This window comes from Paenibacillus sp. Y916 (assembly GCF_056786435.1).
In genome coordinates, this window is record NZ_JBXCJA010000015.1 from 1 (window position 1) to 20198 (window position 20198).

Genomic DNA, 20198 nt, shown 5'->3' on the forward strand with positions numbered 1-20198 from the left:
GACGAGAATATTACATTCTCAATCCAAATGATTTCTCATTTGTTTTGTTCTCACTTTCGTGAAAACCACTCACTCGTTGTTCAGTTTTCAAAGATCAATTTCTCTTTTGTTTATCTCCGATTGTTCTCGGCGACAACTTCTATAATATATCATGTCACCCATTATTTTGTCAACAAGTTTTTTTAGACTTTATTTTTTCATGTTCATCCATGTCTTGAAATAAAGTAAGTCCTGTTTAATGGGGCGAGATATAATTTATCATAGATACCGCTGAAGAGTCAACTTTATTTTTAACACACTGACTTCGGCTTCTTTTAACAATGCTTAAACGGATTTATAGTACTTATCATTCTCCATTAAAGATAAAGAAGAGGAGTCCCCTCTCCCCTTTCCTTATTTCCAATCCCTCTTTATAGAGGTTGTTCAATAAGTCATCTTTGGATCACGAAGGTTGCCAAGTGGCCTATTCGACATCGAAGATTGAATTAAGCTATTCCGAACATATACTTGCGAGGTATGTTGTTTCCTTTGAATACATTCCAGATACTCACGTAAGTCCAGCACACATACTTATAACGAACTGTAAAGGATATCTCGCTTGCTATTCATTCCTGCATGTCTCAAGGGCTGCACTTCTTTAATTTTCGAACGATACACTAATTTACGAAGCACAAGTGGTAGCTCATCACTTACCATTTCTAATTCAGGATGTTGGATTAATTCTTCAATACTCCATGGCTTATTACGGCTACCGATGACACTAATAAGCAGGGATGAGCACTCACCCATTTTAGATAAGACTGAAAACTCACATCCCAATAACACTAACTCAACTCTTTGTTGGACAGTTTCCTTACTTACGGTTAGCTCTTCATATAGTTTATGAACCGCCGTGTTCAAACCGCGAACTTGTTCCCATACATAGAACTCCGGACGAATCCCCCGTTCAATTAATTCAATTCGTGCCCAGTGATGAAGCGAATCTGTGACACTATGATAGGCATCCATTATATGACCCTCACTCATATAACGCTTTGCTTCTAAGTATAAACGGAGGAACCGTGAAAATTCGAGGAACATCTTTTGATCTCGGAGTGGTTGCATAAACTCCTGGAACTCAATACGTAGATTATTCAAGCAACCATCCGTATCCGAAATTAGTTCACCCTCCAGCAAGCATTTCACTAAGTCACTTTTCTCGCAAGCCACGAGTATCCCCCTAAGTTCCTTATAACTTACGCGCACTATCTCGCAACGCATATCTCCATACATAACATGATTAATCTTTGAATATCTTTGCTCTACTCCTTGCACCACCAGTAATTGAACTTCAAAATCTCGAAATAAAGGCCCATGAAGCTCGTCCTCCTGTTGAACATACACAAAGGCACCAATACTTTCTTCATCTAATGCATCTTTATAATGTAAAAACATATGCTTTCATTCCACCATTCCTTCATTACATAACTTGGCGTAAATACCCTAGTTCAGTTATACTATACTTCTATACTTCTTATACTTCTACATATCCAAATAAGTTCCTTCTTTATCAATAAATAATACTATTCTAATGGATCGGGTGATTAAATCTATGATGTTTAGATCTGCAAAAATTAATTCATTTCGTACATGGGGACTATTACTAACGATGATTGGTATGGGACTTATGGTCCTCGGAACAGCAGGTATCGTATTCTGGGGTCAGGGAGGTAAAATTGTTGCAGCTGTTGGCCTAGTCATTGGTCTTATTGCGATGGTTGGAAGCCTCGGTATTTATTTCTGGGCAGGCATGCTATCTACCAGTGCTGTTCAACTCCAATGCCCGCAATGTGGCAAACTAACTAAGATGTTAGGTCAGACAGATCGCTGTATGTTCTGCAGGACGATACTTACTATGGATCCAGCAATAGCAAATATTACTGCTGAAGCATTAGAAGCACAACAAAGCCAGCCTTCTGCTGAAGGTTAAAGTATTCCTATTACTCAGCATATTATCCAAAAACCGGCTTCCCTTTTGAAGGGAAGCCGGTTTTTCTTAATATCAGCTATACATTATCGTATAAACATATGATTTCTATAAGCTTGTATTTATATTGAGTAACTTATGGAGTAATGGATTGTAACGTTTGCCAAGCAACATCGTTTGCAAAACTTCTGGTCCACGAGGCAATACCTCCAAGTTGCAAAGACTTCGCTATCTCTACTCTTGCTTTTAGAGATACTTCATCTTCAATCCAGATTTTCTTAAGTACATCATCTTCTATATACTCAACATAGTTCTGCTTCGTATCCTCAAGATAAGTTGGTGTTAGTTTCTTAGTACGAATAATATCCGCTACAGCATTCATACTCACCGCTTTGGACTTAATCTTCGTTTCTCCATCTATGGTCTCTTCTGACCATATCCTTGTATACAGGGGGATCCCTAGAATAAGTCTCTCTGGTGGAACTTGGTCTTCCTCGATGATACGTTGCAACGCCTTCTCTACCCATGGTAGTGAAGCAACGGATCCAGCTCGAGGACTTGAAGCCCAATGTTCATCATATGCCATGACGATGAGATAATCAGCTATTTTACCTAGTTCTTCTCGATCAAGAAAGAGCGACCACATTTCACTTTTAGATTTGGGAGTCACGTCTACAGAAATAATGAGCCCCTTAGCTTCCGCCAAAGGCTTTAACTCACGTACAAACTGGGTTATGTTATCTCCATCTTTCGTATATACATTCTCAAAATCAATGTTTATCCCATCTAACTCGTATATATCTGCGTAATGCAGCATTTGGTTAATAACATTTATTCTACTATTAAAACTAGACATAGCAACAGATGTTAGATCAGGCTCAAAGCTATTACTGAGCAATCCCCATACTTCCATTTGTTGTTTATGCGCCCATCTCACATATTCTATATCTGCTTGGCTTCGAACATTACCTTCTCCATCAATCATACTGAACCAGGTAGGACTTACTACGTTTACACCGGGTAATTTACCTATAGACTCAGGGTCAGGCTTCCGTTGGTACACTGCTTCCCACACTAGATTAATCGGCTTGCCTTTCCAATTTCGTTCCGCCCGAGTTATTGGTAAGTTAGGAGCCTCAACTATTTTTGCATCACTCATAACCACTCTTTCCTTCTTAATGTACCCTGTATACCCATTATCCAACTGCACGAAGTACCAATCTTCTTTCGTATTCCACACCCTCAGTTCAGTCCCATCAGGCACATCAAATATAATAGGTGCATGAATTGAGTTTTCATCACGCATAGCTGTCGTTCGATCCGACTTACCCGCGGTCACTGCACCCATAGGAATACTTTCGCCAGCTTCCATAAGCATGACCGCACCTGAATCGATGTCTTCGTGAACGGCCAACCCATATAGATCCTTCAGTACTCCGATAGGTAAGTACATAATCCCTTCAATTTCTTCTGGGGCGAAACGCAATTCAGTTGCTTCATTGTTTATTTCAGCTTTTTTATCATCTGTTTTTAAATGAACCAATTTCTCATTTGTTGTAAGAATGATAGATTCTGTCTCTGATTCATATCGAATATGAGGATCAATCACTTTCTGTAGTACAGGCAATGGAATCTTCAAGGTTTCACCAGATCCCAGTGCGGGATATTCCAATAACTCACCTCGCATGAAAATGGGCTTGTCCTTCCCTTCCCAATCAGGCTCGACATACTGTCTGTTAGGAAGGACTTCTGCGAATATATAATAACCAGCGATTAATAATAAGCATATAATCATCATTGTACTAAACAACTTTTTCCTTGGTGTGTTTCGTTTAGGTTTTCTTCTTTCCAATGCGATAGCCTCCGTAAATCATTCATTGTCATTACAAAATAAAAAACATGAAGAATCCTTCATTATGAAAGGAATCTGCATGTTTTAGAATGTAACGCTGTTTAGTGCGGTTTGCATGTATCACAGATTCCGTAAAGTTCCAACCTCAAACCTTTCACTTGATAGCCCGTAGCTTGTTCAGCCTCACGTTCAACTTCTATCAAGGATGGATACATAAAATCCTCAATTTTACCACATTGTTCACAAATGACATGATAATGTTCTGACACATTCGCATCAAACCTGCTTGATGAATCCCCATATGTCAATTCACGAACCATACCAGATTCCATAAACATCTTTAAGTTATTGTACACTGTCGCTACACTCATGCTAGGAAACTTAGGTTCTAATGCACGGTATATCTCATCTGCCGTAGGATGAGTCATGGAATCCAGCAAGAAGTCTAAAATTGCATGACGTTGGGGTGTGATCCGAACACCGGTAGTTTTCAATTGTTCCAATGCATGTTGGACTCGTGTTCCCATCTAACCTACCACCTTTTTTCACTTATAGAAGTTGTTCCAAAAATTATCTTTTGAACTCATACTTATATAGATTAGTATTATTCTTATATTAATATTATTATTGTATGATTGTCAATGCAGTCATTGTTATAAACCCAAGTAATTACAACAATCTAAAGCAATTTTAATAAAAATTCACATTTAAATCACCGTTTCCTTCGATTCGAACAGTATAGTCACCTTCTCCAATCGTTCCCCATATTTTTTTATTATAGATCGTAAATGCTGGAATGGAATTATGAATATCACCGAAGGCAATGGATCCATTCAATTTGTAATTCGCCTCTAATGGCAAGTTGAGTTCCATCATTCCTACCGCACTATAAATATCCCAATTCCCACCTATTTGATGCGTGTATACATTTACACTCCCGTTGAGTGATTCAGCCTTAAGTTTCATACGTGGCTGACTTACATACATATTTCCATTCTTCGTTCTTATGTCCACATCACCACCTGCACGTATCACAGTTATATTCCCAACTTGTGTCGACAAGCGAAGTGTGCCTAATGTATCTGTCGCTTCCATATTTCCTTGACTAGAAGTGATATCTGCATTTCCGGCAAGATTAATGATTCGGACGATACCATTAAAGGTTTTACCTTGAATATTCCCCAGTACATTTTTAATTTCTAGTCTCCCATTGGCACTTTCCAACTTAATATCTCCGATAGCTTCAACATCATCTAAGATAATATTTCCGTTCATTGTTCGTAAATCATAATTGAAACGTCTGTTCTCTGGAAGTGCGATATTGAGATTCATTCGTGGTTGGCGTTTACCAGACTGTCCGTAGGCCTTACCATTTGTTTCAATATTGAGAGTTGGACCTTCATTAATTTCTAATACTGACCGTGCAAATATCTCATCTACTTCGGGACCTTCAATCTGATCCACCCATACTTCAGTTGAGATTTGTATGTTATCAATAGGTTCACGATGTAATCGTATATCCCCATTAATGTTATTAATAACAATGTTCTCACTGTCCATAGTAACAGGGATATCCAGTACTTCCTTTTTGAAATACGCACCCTCTTGTTCGCTATAATCTACGGAAGACGCCGCAAGATTCAAGCTCACCTTATTCCATAAATATAAATAATGAGCTTGCTGGCTCACTATGAACACACTGACCGTCAATAGAATAGTTAACGAAAGTCCTTTTAGATCAAGACGTAATGAAGTTCCCTTTACCCTACTACGTCTCTTCGCGATTATATAAATAATAATGAACTCAAACCCCCATATTACTGCCATTAGAGGCCACCATGTAAGCAATAAGAGCATATATTCACTTCCTTGCACTTCATCTATGATCAACAGGGTTCCTGTTACCATTAATAAAAGCGCTGCGGTATAGCTGCCTATACGAATATTATGTTTATTCTTCACACTCATCATTTCTCTAATCCATAGTCCCATTCCTAGAACTACTAGCCCTATAGCGATGGTGATCTTTCCATGTAGCTCGATGAATTCTCCCAACCAAACTGGCTTTTGATGGAATAAAATTAATAACGTTCCGCCAAGCACAAGTAATATCCCGAAAGAGATCCCTTTTTCTCCCGCAAAAGGATTGCGACGTACACGTTTACTTCCATCAGACTTCTCCGTCTCTTCAGTACAACGAATAATAGTGAAATCTGCCGCTTGAAGCACATCAAATAAATTATAGAAATAAGTAATCGGAATGATTAATCCTAGGAGAATTAATAGTGGAACATTAATGTTCATCCCTATAGATGAAAAATATAATAAAGCCGAAATGTCTAGAATCAACACAAATATGAATGAGATACCCTTTCGGAACATCCCCAAATAAATATGTCCGAGCCCAGGTAAAAGTGCTGCTAACAATCCTGCAGTAAATTTGTATTTACGAGAGAATAATCTTCTTGACCGTTTATTCGTTAGTTGATACTGTTCCTTAGTTGTGGATGATTGCTGTTGTATAGAATTCATCTTAAGTATTCCACCTTTATTCAGGAGCTGCGGCTATGCATATATAGATCGTACCGCAATATGATGTCAGAGTAACTGGTAAATATCTACGTTCCCATTATTCCAACGATATCATTGTGACCCCTTTTAATCTACGGAGCTTCGAAGCTAGCCCAATTGAATCAAGGCTATTCTTACTCATGACATGTATGGATAGTTCGAGAAAATCCTGTTGAGAACCCAGTTCTCCGTAAGTATCCTTAGTATATTCATTCACTGTCACTTTTTTAATCGTAAAGTTCTCCTCTATGAGCAACTCGGATACGATATCAAGAAATCCTACAGAATCTTCGGCATGGATTGTCAACAGATGTAGTTTATTTCCTTTCATATATCTCAGCTCTATCTTATTAAAGACAACTAAGGTCATTAGAATTAAGAATGTTGTAGCAATCGCTGCGGTATAGAATCCTGCTCCAACACATAGTCCAACTGCAGCCACTACCCACACGGAAGCAGCTGTCGTTAACCCAGTTATTGATTTCCCCGTAAATAGAATCGTCCCAGCACCTAGGAAACCGATACCTGTAATGACGGATGCTGCCAGACGGGCCGGATCAATCCGGATATTCGCTTCATTCACAAAATCTGCGAAACCATAAATAGAAAGCATCATGATTAACGTTGATCCCAAGCATACGAGAATATGTGTCCGAAGTCCTGCTGCGCGATTAGACCTTTCACGCTCCAATCCGATGGCCCCGCCGAGGGTCATCGACAGCAATAAGCGAAGTAAAATTTGAACATCATCAATCATCCATGGATTAACCAATTCGTAACCCCCTTTCAAAGTAGTTATGATATTAGCTTATGTTGTGAATGTCTATGAAATGTAGTGAGCTCTATACCAGGGGCTACTTCATAAGTATCAAAGGGAATAAAGCCATACTTCAGATAGAGCGTATACGCAGGAATATTACGTGTACCTGTTGATACAATGAACAATGGGATTTCTGCATGAAGATCTAATACGTTTTGAATTAGTTTGCTTGCAATACCTTTACGAAAATGCGCTGGATAAACCATCATTCGAGTAATCGTCATCGTTCCAGTAGACTCACTACTTATCGCTAACGCACCCAACAGTTCGCCATCTTCATCCAATTCACCAAAGAATATCTCCCCACAATCACTCAGAGTTTCAATCGTATCCAACAGCGGGGGAATTTCACGAAATCCAATTCTTTCGGCTTCAAGCCGATAAGCAACCTGCTGTAGACGCCATATCTGATGAACCGTATCTTCATAATCCATTGAAAGTCTCATGATCATATTATATCCCCCTGCCCCTCTCACCTGATAGTCCACCATATATCTTCAAGACAAAAGGGCTTGTCAACGTTGACAAGCCCTTTTACGCAGTTGGTTCCTTAGCGACTCAGAACCTCCACAAGCAATTTATTAACCAAAGCTGGGTTAGCTTTTCCTTTGCTTTCTTTCATAACTTGACCCACTAGGAATCCAATTGCCTTCTGCTTACCAGCATTATAATCTTCGATGGATTGTGGATTGGCTGATACGACTTGCTCAACGATACTAAGGATAGCTCCTTCATCGCTAATTTGCACTAGCCCTTGTTCCTCTACGATCTGCTGTGGTAGCTTGCCACTTTCCAACATCTCTTTAAATACGGTTTTGGCAATTTTATTACTAATCGTTCCTTTCTCAATCAGGCCGATCATCTCACCAAGTCCTTGCCCAGTTAGTTTAACCTCGGACAATTCTAAGTTACTGCTATTTAGATACCCTAATAGATCACCCATGATCCAGTTCGATACAGACTTGGCATCTTCAGTATACTTCAAGCTTTCCTCGAAGAAATCTGCTAAAGGTTTCGATGCCGTAATCACTGCAGCATCATAGCTCGGCAGACCATACTCCGTCGAATATCGTTCTTTACGTGCGTCCGGCAATTCTGGAATAGTTTCACGTATACGTTGCTTCCATTCACCATCAATATGCAGCGTCACTAGATCCGGATCTGGGAAATAGCGATAATCATGTGCTTGTTCTTTACCGCGCATGCTGATTGTCTTCCCTTGTCCTTCATCCCAACGTCTTGTTTCCTGCACGACCACGCCACCATCGTCTAGAATTTCAGCTTGACGAAACTCTTCATATTCCATACCCTTCTGTACACCACGGAAAGAGTTCATGTTCTTCAGCTCTGCCCTTGTGCCGAATTCCTTCTGTCCATAAGGACGAAGACTAATATTGGCATCACAACGCAATGAGCCCTCTTCCATTTTGACATCAGACACTTCGCAATATTGCATAATCGCTCTGATTTTCTCAAGATATATACGAGCTTCTTCAGGTGAAGAAAGTTCAGGTTCAGAAACAATCTCGACAAGTGGTGTTCCTACACGATTAAAGTCGACCAATGAAGCATAACCACCGTCGATATGAGTCAGTTTACCTGCATCTTCTTCTAAGTGAAGACGCGTTATACCAATTCGCTTGGTCTCCCCGTTCACTTCAATATCAATCCAGCCATGCTCACCAATTGGTTGGTCATACTGAGATATTTGATAAGCTTTAGGTGAATCGGGATAAAAGTAATTCTTCCGATCGAATTTACTTCTATCAGCAATTGTGCAATTGAGTGCCATCGCTGCTTTCATAGCATAGTCCACCGCTTGGCGATTCAACACCGGTAATACACCAGGATGACCAAGACAGATAGGACAAGTATGTGTGTTCGGTGGTGCTCCGAATTCGGTAGAGCAGCCACAGAAAATTTTGGAATTCGTATGCAACTCTACGTGGACTTCCAGTCCGATCACTGTTTCGTATTTGGATGTAGACACGTCTTATTCCCTCCTTCTCTATCTGATTCGTTAAATACTAGGACGCTTTGTATGGTGATCTGTATGCTGTTCGAAAGCGTGAGCCACACGCAAAACTGTAGACTCATCAAACGCTTTTCCTATAATTTGCAACCCAACAGGTAAACCATCAGCGAAACCACAAGGAATGCTCACAGCAGGTACACCCGCGAGGCTTACTGGTATTGTTAAAATATCATTCAGGTACATCGTCAGTGGATTATCTACCTGTGCCCCTAACTTAAAGGCTGTCGTTGGCGCAGTTGGCCCAATAATAATGTCATACTTCTCAAATACCTGATCGAAATCTCGCTTAATCAATGTACGAACTTTCTGTGCTTTTAAATAATACGCATCATAATAACCAGAACTTAACGCATACGTACCAAGCATAATACGTCGTTTAACTTCAGGTCCAAATCCTTGGCTACGAGACTCATGATACAGATCGAGAAGGTCCGCAGGGTTCTCCGCACGAACACCATAACGAACGCCATCAAAACGCGCCAGGTTGGAGGATGCCTCAGAAGATGCCAATAAATAATAAGTAGCTACAGCATATTCTGTATGTGGTAAAGAAACTTCATCCCATGTCGCACCTAATCCCTCAAGTACCTTCAACGCTTCCATAACTTTCTCTTTAACGACAGGGTCAACACCCTCACCTACATATTCCTTCGGTACAGCAATACGAAGCCCCTTAATATCTCCTGTTAGAGCATTTAGATAATCGGGAATCTCAACATTAGCTGATGTTGAATCCATGGAATCATAACCCGCAATAGCCTGTAACACATACGCAGAATCCTCTACGTTCTTTGTGATAGGACCAATCTGATCCAATGAGGATGCAAAAGCTACTAATCCAAAGCGTGATACTAAACCGTAAGTCGGTTTCAACCCGACCACACCACAGTAAGAGGCTGGTTGACGAATAGATCCGCCAGTATCTGAGCCAAGCGTGAAAAAGGCTTCCCCAGCTGCCACAGATGCTGCCGATCCACCACTAGAACCACCTGGAACATGTTCCAAATTCCATGGATTCCGGACAGGATGGAAGCTAGAGTTCTCATTCGATCCGCCCATAGCAAATTCATCCATATTCAATTTACCAAGGATAACAGAATCCGCCTGACGTAATTTTTTAGTTACCGTAGCATCATATACAGGATTAAAGTTACTAAGGAATTGACTGGCGCAAGTCGTACGTAGACCTTCGGTTACAATATTGTCCTTAACGCCTACAGGCAATCCGAACAATAACCCCCGCTCTCCACCTGCCTTCAGTTGGTCATCCAGTCTCCGCGCTGTCGCTCTAGCCTGCTCTTCATCAAGTGTAAGAAAGGCTCCTACACGAGTGTCACGCTCATGAATCGTCTTAAATGCCTGATCCACCAGATCCGTAGGAGTTAATTCCCCGGAACTCATCTTGTTATGTATTTCAGACAATGTATAATCAAATAGGCTCAACTATGACTCCTCCTTTCAATATTAAAACACTTATTCCAGAATTGCCGGAACTTTAAATTGCCCATCCTCAACTTCTGGGGCATTTGCGAATACTTTCTCAATGGATAGGCTTTCTCGTTCTTCATCTTCACGCATAACGTTGCTAAGATGGAGCACATGTGTCGTTGGCTCAACACCCTCCGTATCCAATCCATCCAATTTCTCTGCATATTGTAAAATGGCATTCAACTGCTCGGTAAATACCAATTCTTCCTCTGAGCTCAGATTAAGTCTAGCTAGCTTCGCAACATGTTGAACATCTTCGGTTGTTATATTCATGTGATTTATGTTCCTCCTATTCTTTCTCAAGTCGTTCAGGATTAATGCCTTAAACTGCATCATAATCATAATCATAATCATAATCATAATCTTTATAATTATAGGATAGAACCTTTCACAATTCAATCACAAGCAACCATCACCCTTATTCTTCTCATCTTTACCAAATAGAAACGGCTATGCCGTCCTTTTTCAAAGACGGCATCTGTTTCAGTGGAAATATAAGGATTAGAGTATCAAGAATCAATTTCATAATTACGCAACCCGATTTAGCTGCATCGGCGATTATGAAATTGATTCATGTGAAACTTATACGTTCTTATATTAACAAAAAGAGTCGGCATAGGCCGACTCCTCTATATCCAGGCGCGAAGATTAACCTGTTTTATAAATTCTGCCTGGGATAATACTTCTGCCGAGATCATCTCGCCTTCCTCAACCATCTCAGGACTACCATTCATCACATGGTGAAAAAGTTCTTCATTATATGTCGCCAGTGCATAGTCGATTAGCGCTTCTTGCGTTGTACGCTCTACTTCCTGTTGCATGAGACTCTCTTCAAGCTCAACGTCATCATCTGGCACGAAAAAATTACGATTAACTTTCGGTACACGGATGACATAATCAAATGCATTATCTGGGTTACGGTCATAAGCTATAATGTAACCATATTCCCCGATTGGAAGATTCTGCTCAAAGGCGTCCTCGACGATTACAATTTTTTCCCCTATATGCAGCATCGTCTACCTCCTAGATGTCGATAAGATAATCTTTAGTCTACTAAAAAAAGATAGTGATGTCTACGGTAAGCTACTAGGGGATATTCAAAAAGTCATCTTTTGATCACGAAGGTTATCGAGGGGATGTTCAAAAGATTACTAATTCGGAAGTACTCGTCTTTTAAGTAAATGGGATGAACTAAGTAGAGTTAGAATAATGATAGCTACAGCAACCAAGCAACACACAACTACTGAAGAAACCGGAAGGCCATTTCCAATCAGTGCTTCTGCAGCAAGAGAGGTTAAACGAGCTGGACTCCAAGTAAACCAAGTAGGCAGCATTCCATATAAGAGAGAAAGAATCCCTAGAATTGCTAATGTGACAAAGGCCGCTCCTGCTCCGCGCATAACGGTACTAAATAGAAGTGTCAGCGTAATTCCTAACATAAGCCACAGACCATACAAACCAAATGATGCTAAAGCATTTGTCCAAGATAATGCTCCGATCATTAGATACGTATAATAGGACGCTGCTATGTACCCAAAACCAAAGGCGATCACCAGCTGCGTGCATTGAGCAAACCATTTGGCAGCAATGATAGCAACTGATGAGATTGGTCTCACCATAATTAACTCCGCCGTACCCCCGTAGCGTTCTCCAGATACACTATTCATACATGAAAGCACAAGGACCAGTACGCCCATTGTACTATATTGACTTAACACTTGAACCATAACCTCTGCTGATGAAGGGATCACGTACAACGAGAACATCTCTGGCGGTACCCCTCCCGACATCTTCAATATTTCCGGCATATATAGACTAACGATTGGCTGCATGATTCCTAATATTGCAAAGACAATGGGGATCCAGATCAATTTGAAACTCCGAGACATTTCCAGCATTTCTTTTTGATAAAATATCCATGTTCCCTTCATTGCTCACTCACCACTTTCACGAACATATCTTCTAAGGAAGAGCTTCCGGCTTCTAATTTCATTAGGGGAATTCGTTTCTCAGCAGCATCTCTTATTAGCTCATCTCTTGCTGATCCAAGTTCATGAACCGTTAATTCCGCAATGTCGGTTTTAATATCTGCTTGTATCACATAAGTTTTACTCTTTAATGAATTAAGCCACGTTAATGCGGCTTGTTCCCTCTCCACTTGTACAATCACGAGAGGCTGGCGATACTTTTCCCTTAAAGAGGTAAGTGATCCCTGCTCAGCTAGGTGTCCCTTCGCCATCACAAGAATATCATCGCAGATTTCCTCTGCATCGTGTAAAACATGTGTAGAGAAAAGAACCGTAGTCTCTTCTCTTATCTCACGTAGCAGATTAATCACTTCTCTACGGCCGATTGGATCGAGGGCTGAGACTGGTTCGTCTAGTATTAACAGCTTCGGCTCATGAACAAGGGCTTGTGCTAGACCAAGACGTTGTTTCATCCCCCCCGAATACCCAGATATCCGACGTTTAGCTGCCTCTTGTAAGCCTACCTTCGCAAGGACAATTTCTGTTCGTTCACCAATTTCCTTCTGTGCTATTCCACTAAGTCCAGCTGCAAAACGAATATATTCTCGGCCTGACATCCAGCCATAAAACGTAGGATTTTGAGGTAAATAACCAAGCCACTTCCGATAATCTGAAGCACTATGATGTTCGCCATCACCAAAGCTAATCACACCTGATGAAGAGTCTAAAAGCCCTGCAAGCATACGTAACGTCGTTGTTTTACCTGCACCATTAGGACCTAATAGGGCAACACACTTCCCTTGCTCAAGTTGAAATGTTAATCCTTTAACGGCACTTGCCTTACCGAAATTTTTGGTCAGTTCAGTCACTTGTAGTAAACTCATCACACATCTTTCCTTCCAATAACGAAGTAGAGAACGCTTCCTACCATATTTCCCAATAAAATAATCAATACCCACATCCACTTGGAGCCACGTACCACATGAGCTTTAGATAGCGATATCAGAGCAATGACAGCAAGAACGAGCTGTAGAATCAATAACGGTAAAATTAAGGGTAAGTATGCTGTAATTCCCTCCATATGAAACATCCTTTCATCCTTTAGAATTTCTTACGCTTACGATTATCGGGAAACCGAACGAAAAAGAGATAAATCACTAGGGGTGTGGGTGTACTAGTCAACCCCCATAATCCCCATAACCAACGCCACTTTCCCCATTTACCTGCATCTAGAAACATCCATGTGCTTTGAGCTAGAAGAATCGGTACCAGCGTTACGATGATCCATATGGGAATTTCCTTAAGTTCACTCATAATTTCACTCATCCGATCTCCTCTTTTCTTCGATGAATGATGAAATATATCATCAGAACGAAAGCCGTAACGAAACTGATCCCCTGAATAACCCAAATCATCCAAGGTGCCGAATAAGCCAATAACATTCCGCTACCAACGACGAATAATGAGACTAACCAGAATATGAGCAATTCAATCATCATAGACAACCTACGCTTTTTCCAACGTTCATGAATGTGTACTTTCAATTGATCCTTGGATGGTATCGAGGGTTGATCAAGCACATGGTCCATTCTGTCTAAACTTTGTCGTAATTCCATTAGCATTATTTCTTCTGTTCCTTCTTGATCCTTCCGATCCATAGTTAACTCATCTCCTTTCTTAGTTGACCCACGGCACTTGCAACTCTTGATTTAGCCGTACCTGAAGGAATAGAGAGCATTTCTCCCATTTCCTCGTATGTATATCCATAATAGTGCTTAAGCAACACAGCCACTCTATGCTCTGTAGACAACTTGGCTAAGGATTCTAGTACATCATTCCACTCCTCGTTCCTACTCTCAAACTGCCAGCGGATCTGACGAATGCCTTGTTCCTTAATAAGCCAAGTCTTCTCCCTCTTCTTGCGGCGCATTTGATCCATATAAATACGAGTCCCTATCGTCATGAGCCAAGAAGAGAATGAGGAGGTGCCGTCGTATAGACTTATCTTCTCAATACAACGAAGCATTGTATCTTGGGCTAGGTCCTCAGCCATACTAGGGTCCATCGTGATTTTGACTAAATATTTATATAGAAAAGCGTAATGTTCATGTACCAAATCCGCTAGAACGTCAGCATCTCCTCGCTGCGCAAGCTTCACTCTATTCCGTTCCTCTGCCTTCATCTTCAACCCCTCTTCCATCAGCGACATCTATAATACGAATAGGTTGATCATTTCGTTCATTTATCTTTCAAAGAAATACTAAAAAAGCTCAACACCACTTAAAAAGTCCAGACACATTGTTGTAGGATGCCGCTACGATAACGGAATTGTCCTGGAGAAGCGTAGCGGTCGCCTACAAGCTTTCCGTAGGAAAGCTACTTCGGAAGCATATGCTTTGCCATCGGATTTCTACCGCTATCAGCGGTAGAAATCCGATGGCAACAGCGATTGGAAGGACAATCCGACATCGTAGCGGTCATCCTACTCCACTATTTTTCAAGCAATGATTCTAGTATTGAGCACAAAATTCACAACAAAATAAAACACGCAAACCGGGATTGATCCTCAGCTTGCGTGCTTCCTCATTGTGGTTCTAATATTCTACTAATGATATTGTAACTATTTTGTCATCTATTGTACAGGTATTTATTAGAGGTTGTTCAAAAAGTCATCTTTTGATCACGATGGTTAACAAGAAGCGTCTTCGACATCGAATATTGAATTCAGCCGGTCCTTCCGGTGCTCACGTAGGTACTGCCTACGCTCCGTTCCTCACTCCCTACCTTCATCCAATCTTCTGAGGCGTTTCGTAGAAACGCAGCATCGTAAGCATACACTTTAGTGCTGAAAAGCTAACTTTTTGAACTCGAACTATTAATTACACATACGGGTTATTAGCGCGCTCATATCCGATCGTTGTTCGTTGTCCATGACCAGGATATACTTTCACTTCATCATTTAGTGTGAACAATGTATTGTGTATCGAATCTAACAGGTCCCGCTCTCTTCCGCCATGAAGATCGGTACGTCCAACCCCAAGTCGAAATAATACATCTCCTGAAAACAGATCATTTCCACAAAGGAAACTAACACTTCCTGGGGAATGTCCTGGTGTATGATACACTCTGAATTGGTGTCCGATGAGATCCAATTTCTGGCCTCCCACCAAATCGAATTCAGCAGGATCAGTTGATAATGGTGTAGTAACCTGTGGCCAATTCGTAGAGCCATTCAACTTGGGATTAGTTAGCCAATCGCTTTCCAAATCATGCAAATAGACAGGGCATCCTTTAAGTTTGCGGATCTGATCCACTCCACCCATGTGATCGAAATGTGCGTGGGTTAGTAGAATAGCCTCAATCTCCAAATGTTCAATCTTCTTAATCAGGGCTCCAGGATTCATACCCGGATCAACAATAATAGCTTTACCCTCTTCTTCATTAATTAACAAATAAGCATTCGTCTGTAGGGGGCCTAGGGAGTAACTTTCAATTTTCAACATAGGATCTTATATTCCCGATATCAATTCGCGCAGTTCTTTAAGAATAGCTGTACGGATATCGACTCCTTCTCCATAAGCTTCGGTCATTTGTGAGCGTACAATAGCCATGTTCTCAGCATAATCTGACGCTTCACGATCTGGATTCTCTTGTTTAAAGGTAACCATATACTTCTGAACATGCTTCGGACGCGGACCCCATTGGCCAAGAACATGCCCTCCCGTATCTACAAAGATGACCACAGGAACTGATCTTCCACCCATCGTTAGGAATTGATCCATAACATCAAGGTTCTCTTCAAGAATCAATACTTCCGTAGGAATGCCTGCAGTATCTAGCGCATGGAATACGACAGGTACATTACGTACCGCATCACCACACCAATCTGCAGCAAGAATAAGAACTCGTAAGTCGTCGCGATGATTCAAACTCCCGAAAAATTCACGGTCTTCTTGCTTATCCCACGTAAATTCCTCATAGTTGGATTGAAATTTTTCTTTATTCTTTTGCATACCGTCCATAAACTGTTGGGGAGAAATCCCTGTTCTTAATTTGTTCGCTAAATTAGTTGTCATGATTTGATTCCTCTCTTATTGGATTTGACCCATTTCACTAGGAAGTACACAATTAATAAAGCAAGTGCGACTAAGAGAATTGGAGTAATATTAGGTAATTAAGGATCCTATCTTTCATTTCTATTCTAACATAGGAAAGGTCATACCTTCTACATACGCCCAATTAGAACAACCTCTGTGTCTTCCGTCTAACTTCAAGCATACGTTGTGATGAGAGGAGTGAGGTTGTTGCCCCCTAATCACACGTCGAAGAACGATATGCCCTTTCCAACGCCACGAGGAATACGGAGAGCTTGTAGTAAAGAGCTATACCGTACCATCAAAAGGATGAAGACACATATTCCAGACCCGTTACTTAAAGAAGGGGAAGAATTATATTACCGCAAAGTCATCGGAAATCTGATCTGGATTCACGAAAATCACAGCAATCGAAAGTTGCTCTACCAATGGTGGGAGCGCGAAGTAGCCGAAGAGTTAGCTTCATTATGGCAGGTCGAACAAGGTAAGCTTTGTCATGCTTTTCGCGATGCCTTTGGAGGTTAAAGTTCGCTAGCTTAATCAGAAGGCAGGAGATCTCCGCAAACCTTTTCTAAATACGGTGATATATGAAGGAAATCTCGAAATTCCGTATACTCCTTCCACAGCTGAGCACGATCTCCGCTTTCCCCCTTTACCGCACGAATCAGAATATTCTTAGGTGTATGCTCCATATCAATAAACTCTAACAATTGCGTTCGATATCCCATTAAATCCAACAATTTCGCACGCACTGCATCTGTTGCCAGTGCAGAGAAGCGTTCCTTCAATATCCCATGCGACAAAAGAGGACCTAACACAGGATTCTTCACTTGTGAGAATAGTTCATGCTGACAGCAAGGTACGGATAGAATAACAGATGCATCCCAGCGAATGGCCTTTTCTAGCGCCGCATCTGTTGCCGTATCACAAGCATGAAGGGTCACTACCATATCCACTTTATCTAATTCGTTGTAGTCCACAATATCCCCAACGAGAAACTTCAAATTGCTGTACTCAAGCTTGTTAGCTAGATTATTACAATGTTCTATGACATCCGATTTTAAATCGAGTCCAACCACATTCAACGCTCTCTTTTCCTGAATAGCTAAATAATGATACAAGGCAAATGTTAAATATGATTTCCCACAACCGAAATCTAAAATCGTTAGCGGACGCCCTTCAGGCAAATTGGGAAGTACGTCCTCAACCATCTCTAGAAAGCGATTGATTTGTTTGAACTTATCGTATTTACGCGCTAACACCTTACCATGATCATTCATAATCCCAAGTTCTACAAGAAACGGAATAGGCTGTCCTTCCTCAAGTACGTACTGCTTTTTACGATTATGAGATAAATCAACTTCACTTTTGGTTGGTGACTTCGTTAAGATCGATACTTTATATTTCTTGCTGATTAAGATCTGGTAGTCAGCATCAGGGGTATAAATGCTTCCTTGACGAAAGGTCTGCTCGAGTAGTCCCTCCATAACCTGTGCCGCTTCTTCTGCAAGTACATTCTTGTGGACAACCTTATTGCTTTCATAATAAGAAAACTGATAATAAAGTTCTTTCTTTAGTTCTACTGGCTTAATCTGAACTTTCGTATATGGAATGCCCTCTTTCTTACGCAGTTGGCTCAAGGTTGCCATAATAATAGTCGAGTTATTCATAAGTTGGTGTATTAGTTTGTGTAATGATTCCAAGAGGGTACATCTCACTTTCATTGAGTTATCTTTTTACGTTACCATACCATATTGTCCTGGCTCATCCAAATGTCTTTCTTTGTTTTATTTCAGTAAGCCCTTCAACAACCTCACTCCGTGGCAGTCTCCCTTGCTCCAGTCTTTCATCGTCCTTGCCCTTAAGACGTTCATAGAATAAGAGTCCCTCCTGTGGATCTAACCCACCTTGTTCCAAGAGGCGAAATAACCCATTCTCGGCTGCGGCATAATTACCCACTTTCTCTTGGTACGCGTACAATAAAAGTTCGATTTTTAGCGGAAGCCGGTAGCCCTCAACCGCTGTAAGAGTATTCTGAATCCGATGAGGAAGATCGATTAACTCGTTGTTTGCGCCATGATGATCTGCGACCAAAAAAAGATGTAATGCTTTCATATACCTAGTCAAACCTTCATCTATTTGCCCTTGCTCCGAGTAGATCTTTCCCTCCTCAAATAGAAGGTAAGCCACACCTTGCAGCTTATCCGATTCAACAGCGTCCCCAAAGGTACACATATTTGTAATTTCTTCTGTTGGTAATGAATTTAGCAAGCGTGAGTTCATGAAGAACCGCGTACTAAGTAGCTCATCAATTTCCCACAGAGCCTCTGTAAACTTCCTTTCTTTTTTTAAATCGAATACTTTGGCGATCATTTGGGTCATTTCATCAATCATTCTAAGAATATAATCATTACGGAACATATCGCCCCTCCTTATAAACCTTCGTATTTCCCCTGACTTTTTGAACAACTCCTATAATAACCTAGTTATAGTTCACCTTATTTAAAAAAGTTATGATATGCTTAGCCAACTGATCAGGTGCTTCCATCATACTCATATGTCCCGCTCCTACAATCGTTGCTAGGGTTGCATTAGGCTGGTCTATCGTAAATGTCCGTTCAGGAGGTATAATACCATCCTTTTCTCCTGCGATAAGTAATACTGGAAGGATTGATTCAGAAAGAACATCCCTTCGATCTGGTCGTTGACGCATAGCCATAGCGACTCCAATTGCTCCGTGTGGAGGGGTTCTGTAACCGATCTCTCTAGCATCATTTAACCATTCTGGGTGCGTATTCACATGATCCGGAGCAAAAAGCGATGGGATCATATTATCGACTAGAGAAGTAATCCCTTCTGTTTGAATGGTACTTACTGCATATAATCGCTTCTCCTTAGCCTCTTCACTGTCAGGATATGCTGTAGAGTGAATGAGTCCAAAGCCGTTCAGACGAGACTCATAACGTTCAGCGAACGAAAGGGTAATATATCCTCCTAGCGAGTGACCCAAGAGTACCACTTTGGGTAGTTCCAATTTATCCATCAAAGCAACAACATCATCCGCCATTTGCTCAATCGTATACGCCCCCATTGGAGCATCTGAACGTCCATGACCTCGCAGATCCGGTACAATACAGCGATAATAATCTGATAACAACGGTATCACTTTATCCCAATATTCCGAACTTCCACAAAATCCATGGAGTAGTACTAGAGGTTCTCCCTGACCCTGCTCCCTATAACAAATTGTATTTCCATTACATAATGCCTTCTCCATAACTAACCCTTCTTTCTGTATATTTCCTTAATCGCTATTAAACCAAGAACTCATTCTTAAACAGATATAAATTTTTGAGAAATGGTGATGAGTAGGTATACATGATACAATACAGGAAGCATATTCTT

23 protein-coding genes are annotated in these 20198 nt (G+C 40.9%); 2 read left to right on the forward strand and 21 right to left on the reverse strand.

Going from position 1 to position 20198, the window contains the following annotated elements:
• Positions 1-570: 570 nt before the first annotated feature.
• Positions 571-1434, reverse strand: a complete 864-nt coding sequence (locus AC1TO9_RS21845; protein WP_482057305.1) for a nucleotidyltransferase-like protein — start codon at positions 1432-1434, stop codon at positions 571-573.
• A 157-nt stretch (positions 1435-1591) separates the two neighbouring features.
• Between AC1TO9_RS21845 and AC1TO9_RS21850 the strand changes: the two genes are divergently transcribed.
• Positions 1592-1969, forward strand: coding sequence for a YgzB family protein (locus AC1TO9_RS21850; RefSeq protein WP_482057304.1), 378 nt, complete (start codon positions 1592-1594; stop codon positions 1967-1969).
• Between the two features lie 133 nt (positions 1970-2102).
• Here the strand turns inward: AC1TO9_RS21850 and AC1TO9_RS21855 are convergent, their stop codons facing one another.
• From AC1TO9_RS21855 to AC1TO9_RS21935, 17 genes are all read right to left on the reverse strand, one after another.
• On the reverse strand, positions 2103-3761 hold the full coding sequence (locus AC1TO9_RS21855) for a glycosyl hydrolase family 18 protein (RefSeq protein WP_482060557.1): 1659 nt from the start codon (positions 3759-3761) through the stop codon (positions 2103-2105).
• Positions 3762-3919: 158 nt separating this feature from the next.
• Positions 3920-4345, reverse strand: coding sequence for a peroxide-responsive transcriptional repressor PerR (perR, locus tag AC1TO9_RS21860; RefSeq protein WP_482057303.1), 426 nt, complete (start codon positions 4343-4345; stop codon positions 3920-3922).
• A 163-nt stretch (positions 4346-4508) separates the two neighbouring features.
• Positions 4509-6350 carry a DUF4097 family beta strand repeat-containing protein gene (locus AC1TO9_RS21865; RefSeq protein ID WP_482060507.1) on the reverse strand — a complete coding sequence of 614 codons (1842 nt, stop codon included), beginning with the start codon at positions 6348-6350 and terminating at the stop codon, positions 4509-4511.
• Positions 6351-6447: 97 nt separating this feature from the next.
• Positions 6448-7161, reverse strand: coding sequence for an MgtC/SapB family protein (locus AC1TO9_RS21870; protein WP_482057301.1), 714 nt, complete (start codon positions 7159-7161; stop codon positions 6448-6450).
• A gap of 23 nt (positions 7162-7184) precedes the next feature.
• The gene (locus AC1TO9_RS21875; RefSeq protein ID WP_482057300.1) at positions 7185-7661 is read right to left on the reverse strand and encodes a GNAT family N-acetyltransferase; all 477 of its coding nucleotides are present in this window, start codon (positions 7659-7661) and stop codon (positions 7185-7187) included.
• Positions 7662-7759: 98 nt separating this feature from the next.
• Positions 7760-9199: an Asp-tRNA(Asn)/Glu-tRNA(Gln) amidotransferase subunit GatB gene (gene gatB, locus AC1TO9_RS21880; protein WP_482057299.1), complete on the reverse strand. Its 1440-nt coding sequence runs from the start codon at positions 9197-9199 to the stop codon at positions 7760-7762.
• 30 nt (positions 9200-9229) lie between these two features.
• Positions 9230-10687 (reverse strand): Asp-tRNA(Asn)/Glu-tRNA(Gln) amidotransferase subunit GatA, encoded by a 1458-nt coding sequence (gene gatA, locus AC1TO9_RS21885; RefSeq protein ID WP_482057298.1) that lies wholly within the window; start codon positions 10685-10687, stop codon positions 9230-9232.
• Positions 10688-10717: 30 nt separating this feature from the next.
• Positions 10718-11005 (reverse strand): Asp-tRNA(Asn)/Glu-tRNA(Gln) amidotransferase subunit GatC, encoded by a 288-nt coding sequence (gatC, locus tag AC1TO9_RS21890; protein ID WP_482057297.1) that lies wholly within the window; start codon positions 11003-11005, stop codon positions 10718-10720.
• A gap of 356 nt (positions 11006-11361) precedes the next feature.
• Entirely contained in the window at positions 11362-11745 is a 384-nt protein-coding gene (locus tag AC1TO9_RS21895; protein ID WP_482057296.1) for an ATPase, read from the reverse strand.
• 138 nt (positions 11746-11883) lie between these two features.
• Positions 11884-12663, reverse strand: a complete 780-nt coding sequence (locus tag AC1TO9_RS21900) for an ABC transporter permease (protein WP_482057295.1) — start codon at positions 12661-12663, stop codon at positions 11884-11886.
• On the reverse strand, positions 12660-13583 hold the full coding sequence (locus AC1TO9_RS21905) for an ABC transporter ATP-binding protein (protein ID WP_482060508.1): 924 nt from the start codon (positions 13581-13583) through the stop codon (positions 12660-12662). Before AC1TO9_RS21905 ends, AC1TO9_RS21900 begins: the two co-directional genes overlap by 4 nt.
• Positions 13583-13780 carry a PLD nuclease N-terminal domain-containing protein gene (locus tag AC1TO9_RS21910; protein WP_482060509.1) on the reverse strand — a complete coding sequence of 66 codons (198 nt, stop codon included), beginning with the start codon at positions 13778-13780 and terminating at the stop codon, positions 13583-13585. The genes AC1TO9_RS21905 and AC1TO9_RS21910 overlap by 1 nt, the downstream gene beginning before the upstream one ends.
• A 20-nt stretch (positions 13781-13800) precedes the next feature.
• Positions 13801-14025, reverse strand: coding sequence for a hypothetical protein (locus AC1TO9_RS21915; RefSeq protein WP_482057292.1), 225 nt, complete (start codon positions 14023-14025; stop codon positions 13801-13803).
• Entirely contained in the window at positions 14022-14357 is a 336-nt protein-coding gene (locus tag AC1TO9_RS21920) for a YxlC family protein (RefSeq protein WP_482060510.1), read from the reverse strand. Before AC1TO9_RS21920 ends, AC1TO9_RS21915 begins: the two co-directional genes overlap by 4 nt.
• A 2-nt stretch (positions 14358-14359) precedes the next feature.
• Entirely contained in the window at positions 14360-14899 is a 540-nt protein-coding gene (gene sigY, locus AC1TO9_RS21925; protein WP_482057290.1) for an RNA polymerase sigma factor SigY, read from the reverse strand.
• Positions 14900-15578: 679 nt separating this feature from the next.
• Positions 15579-16202: an MBL fold metallo-hydrolase gene (locus AC1TO9_RS21930; RefSeq protein ID WP_482057289.1), complete on the reverse strand. Its 624-nt coding sequence runs from the start codon at positions 16200-16202 to the stop codon at positions 15579-15581.
• A gap of 6 nt (positions 16203-16208) precedes the next feature.
• The gene (locus AC1TO9_RS21935; RefSeq protein WP_482060511.1) at positions 16209-16775 is read right to left on the reverse strand and encodes a thioredoxin family protein; all 567 of its coding nucleotides are present in this window, start codon (positions 16773-16775) and stop codon (positions 16209-16211) included.
• A 210-nt stretch (positions 16776-16985) separates the two neighbouring features.
• Between AC1TO9_RS21935 and AC1TO9_RS21940 the strand changes: the two genes are divergently transcribed.
• Positions 16986-17318: a hypothetical protein gene (locus AC1TO9_RS21940; protein ID WP_482060558.1), complete on the forward strand. Its 333-nt coding sequence runs from the start codon at positions 16986-16988 to the stop codon at positions 17316-17318.
• An 11-nt stretch (positions 17319-17329) separates the two neighbouring features.
• On the opposite strand, the gene AC1TO9_RS21945 is transcribed toward AC1TO9_RS21940, so the two are convergent.
• The 3 genes from AC1TO9_RS21945 to AC1TO9_RS21955 form a co-directional block, all read right to left on the reverse strand.
• Positions 17330-18496 carry a class I SAM-dependent methyltransferase gene (locus AC1TO9_RS21945; protein WP_482057286.1) on the reverse strand — a complete coding sequence of 389 codons (1167 nt, stop codon included), beginning with the start codon at positions 18494-18496 and terminating at the stop codon, positions 17330-17332.
• Positions 18497-18557: 61 nt separating this feature from the next.
• Positions 18558-19214: a DUF6483 family protein gene (locus tag AC1TO9_RS21950; RefSeq protein ID WP_482057285.1), complete on the reverse strand. Its 657-nt coding sequence runs from the start codon at positions 19212-19214 to the stop codon at positions 18558-18560.
• 61 nt (positions 19215-19275) lie between these two features.
• Positions 19276-20070 carry an alpha/beta fold hydrolase gene (locus AC1TO9_RS21955; RefSeq protein ID WP_482057284.1) on the reverse strand — a complete coding sequence of 265 codons (795 nt, stop codon included), beginning with the start codon at positions 20068-20070 and terminating at the stop codon, positions 19276-19278.
• Positions 20071-20198 lie beyond the last annotated feature (128 nt).

Coding starts and splice junctions, on each gene's coding strand:
- AC1TO9_RS21845 (WP_482057305.1), bottom strand. CDS start 1,434: ATGTTTTTACATTATAAAGATGCATTAGATGAAGAAAGTATTGGTGCC.
- AC1TO9_RS21850 (WP_482057304.1), top strand. CDS start 1,592: ATGATGTTTAGATCTGCAAAAATTAATTCATTTCGTACATGGGGACTA.
- AC1TO9_RS21855 (WP_482060557.1), bottom strand. CDS start 3,761: ATGATTATATGCTTATTATTAATCGCTGGTTATTATATATTCGCAGAA.
- perR (WP_482057303.1), bottom strand. CDS start 4,345: ATGGGAACACGAGTCCAACATGCATTGGAACAATTGAAAACTACCGGT.
- AC1TO9_RS21865 (WP_482060507.1), bottom strand. CDS start 6,350: ATGAATTCTATACAACAGCAATCATCCACAACTAAGGAACAGTATCAA.
- AC1TO9_RS21875 (WP_482057300.1), bottom strand. CDS start 7,661: ATGATCATGAGACTTTCAATGGATTATGAAGATACGGTTCATCAGATA.
- gatC (WP_482057297.1), bottom strand. CDS start 11,005: ATGAATATAACAACCGAAGATGTTCAACATGTTGCGAAGCTAGCTAGA.
- AC1TO9_RS21895 (WP_482057296.1), bottom strand. CDS start 11,745: ATGCTGCATATAGGGGAAAAAATTGTAATCGTCGAGGACGCCTTTGAG.
- AC1TO9_RS21900 (WP_482057295.1), bottom strand. CDS start 12,663: ATGAAGGGAACATGGATATTTTATCAAAAAGAAATGCTGGAAATGTCT.
- AC1TO9_RS21905 (WP_482060508.1), bottom strand. CDS start 13,583: ATGAGTTTACTACAAGTGACTGAACTGACCAAAAATTTCGGTAAGGCA.
- AC1TO9_RS21910 (WP_482060509.1), bottom strand. CDS start 13,780: ATGGAGGGAATTACAGCATACTTACCCTTAATTTTACCGTTATTGATT.
- AC1TO9_RS21915 (WP_482057292.1), bottom strand. CDS start 14,025: ATGAGTGAAATTATGAGTGAACTTAAGGAAATTCCCATATGGATCATC.
- AC1TO9_RS21920 (WP_482060510.1), bottom strand. CDS start 14,357: ATGGATCGGAAGGATCAAGAAGGAACAGAAGAAATAATGCTAATGGAA.
- sigY (WP_482057290.1), bottom strand. CDS start 14,899: ATGGAAGAGGGGTTGAAGATGAAGGCAGAGGAACGGAATAGAGTGAAG.
- AC1TO9_RS21930 (WP_482057289.1), bottom strand. CDS start 16,202: ATGTTGAAAATTGAAAGTTACTCCCTAGGCCCCCTACAGACGAATGCT.
- AC1TO9_RS21935 (WP_482060511.1), bottom strand. CDS start 16,775: ATGACAACTAATTTAGCGAACAAATTAAGAACAGGGATTTCTCCCCAA.
- AC1TO9_RS21940 (WP_482060558.1), top strand. CDS start 16,986: ATGAGAGGAGTGAGGTTGTTGCCCCCTAATCACACGTCGAAGAACGAT.
- AC1TO9_RS21950 (WP_482057285.1), bottom strand. CDS start 19,214: ATGTTCCGTAATGATTATATTCTTAGAATGATTGATGAAATGACCCAA.
- AC1TO9_RS21955 (WP_482057284.1), bottom strand. CDS start 20,070: ATGGAGAAGGCATTATGTAATGGAAATACAATTTGTTATAGGGAGCAG.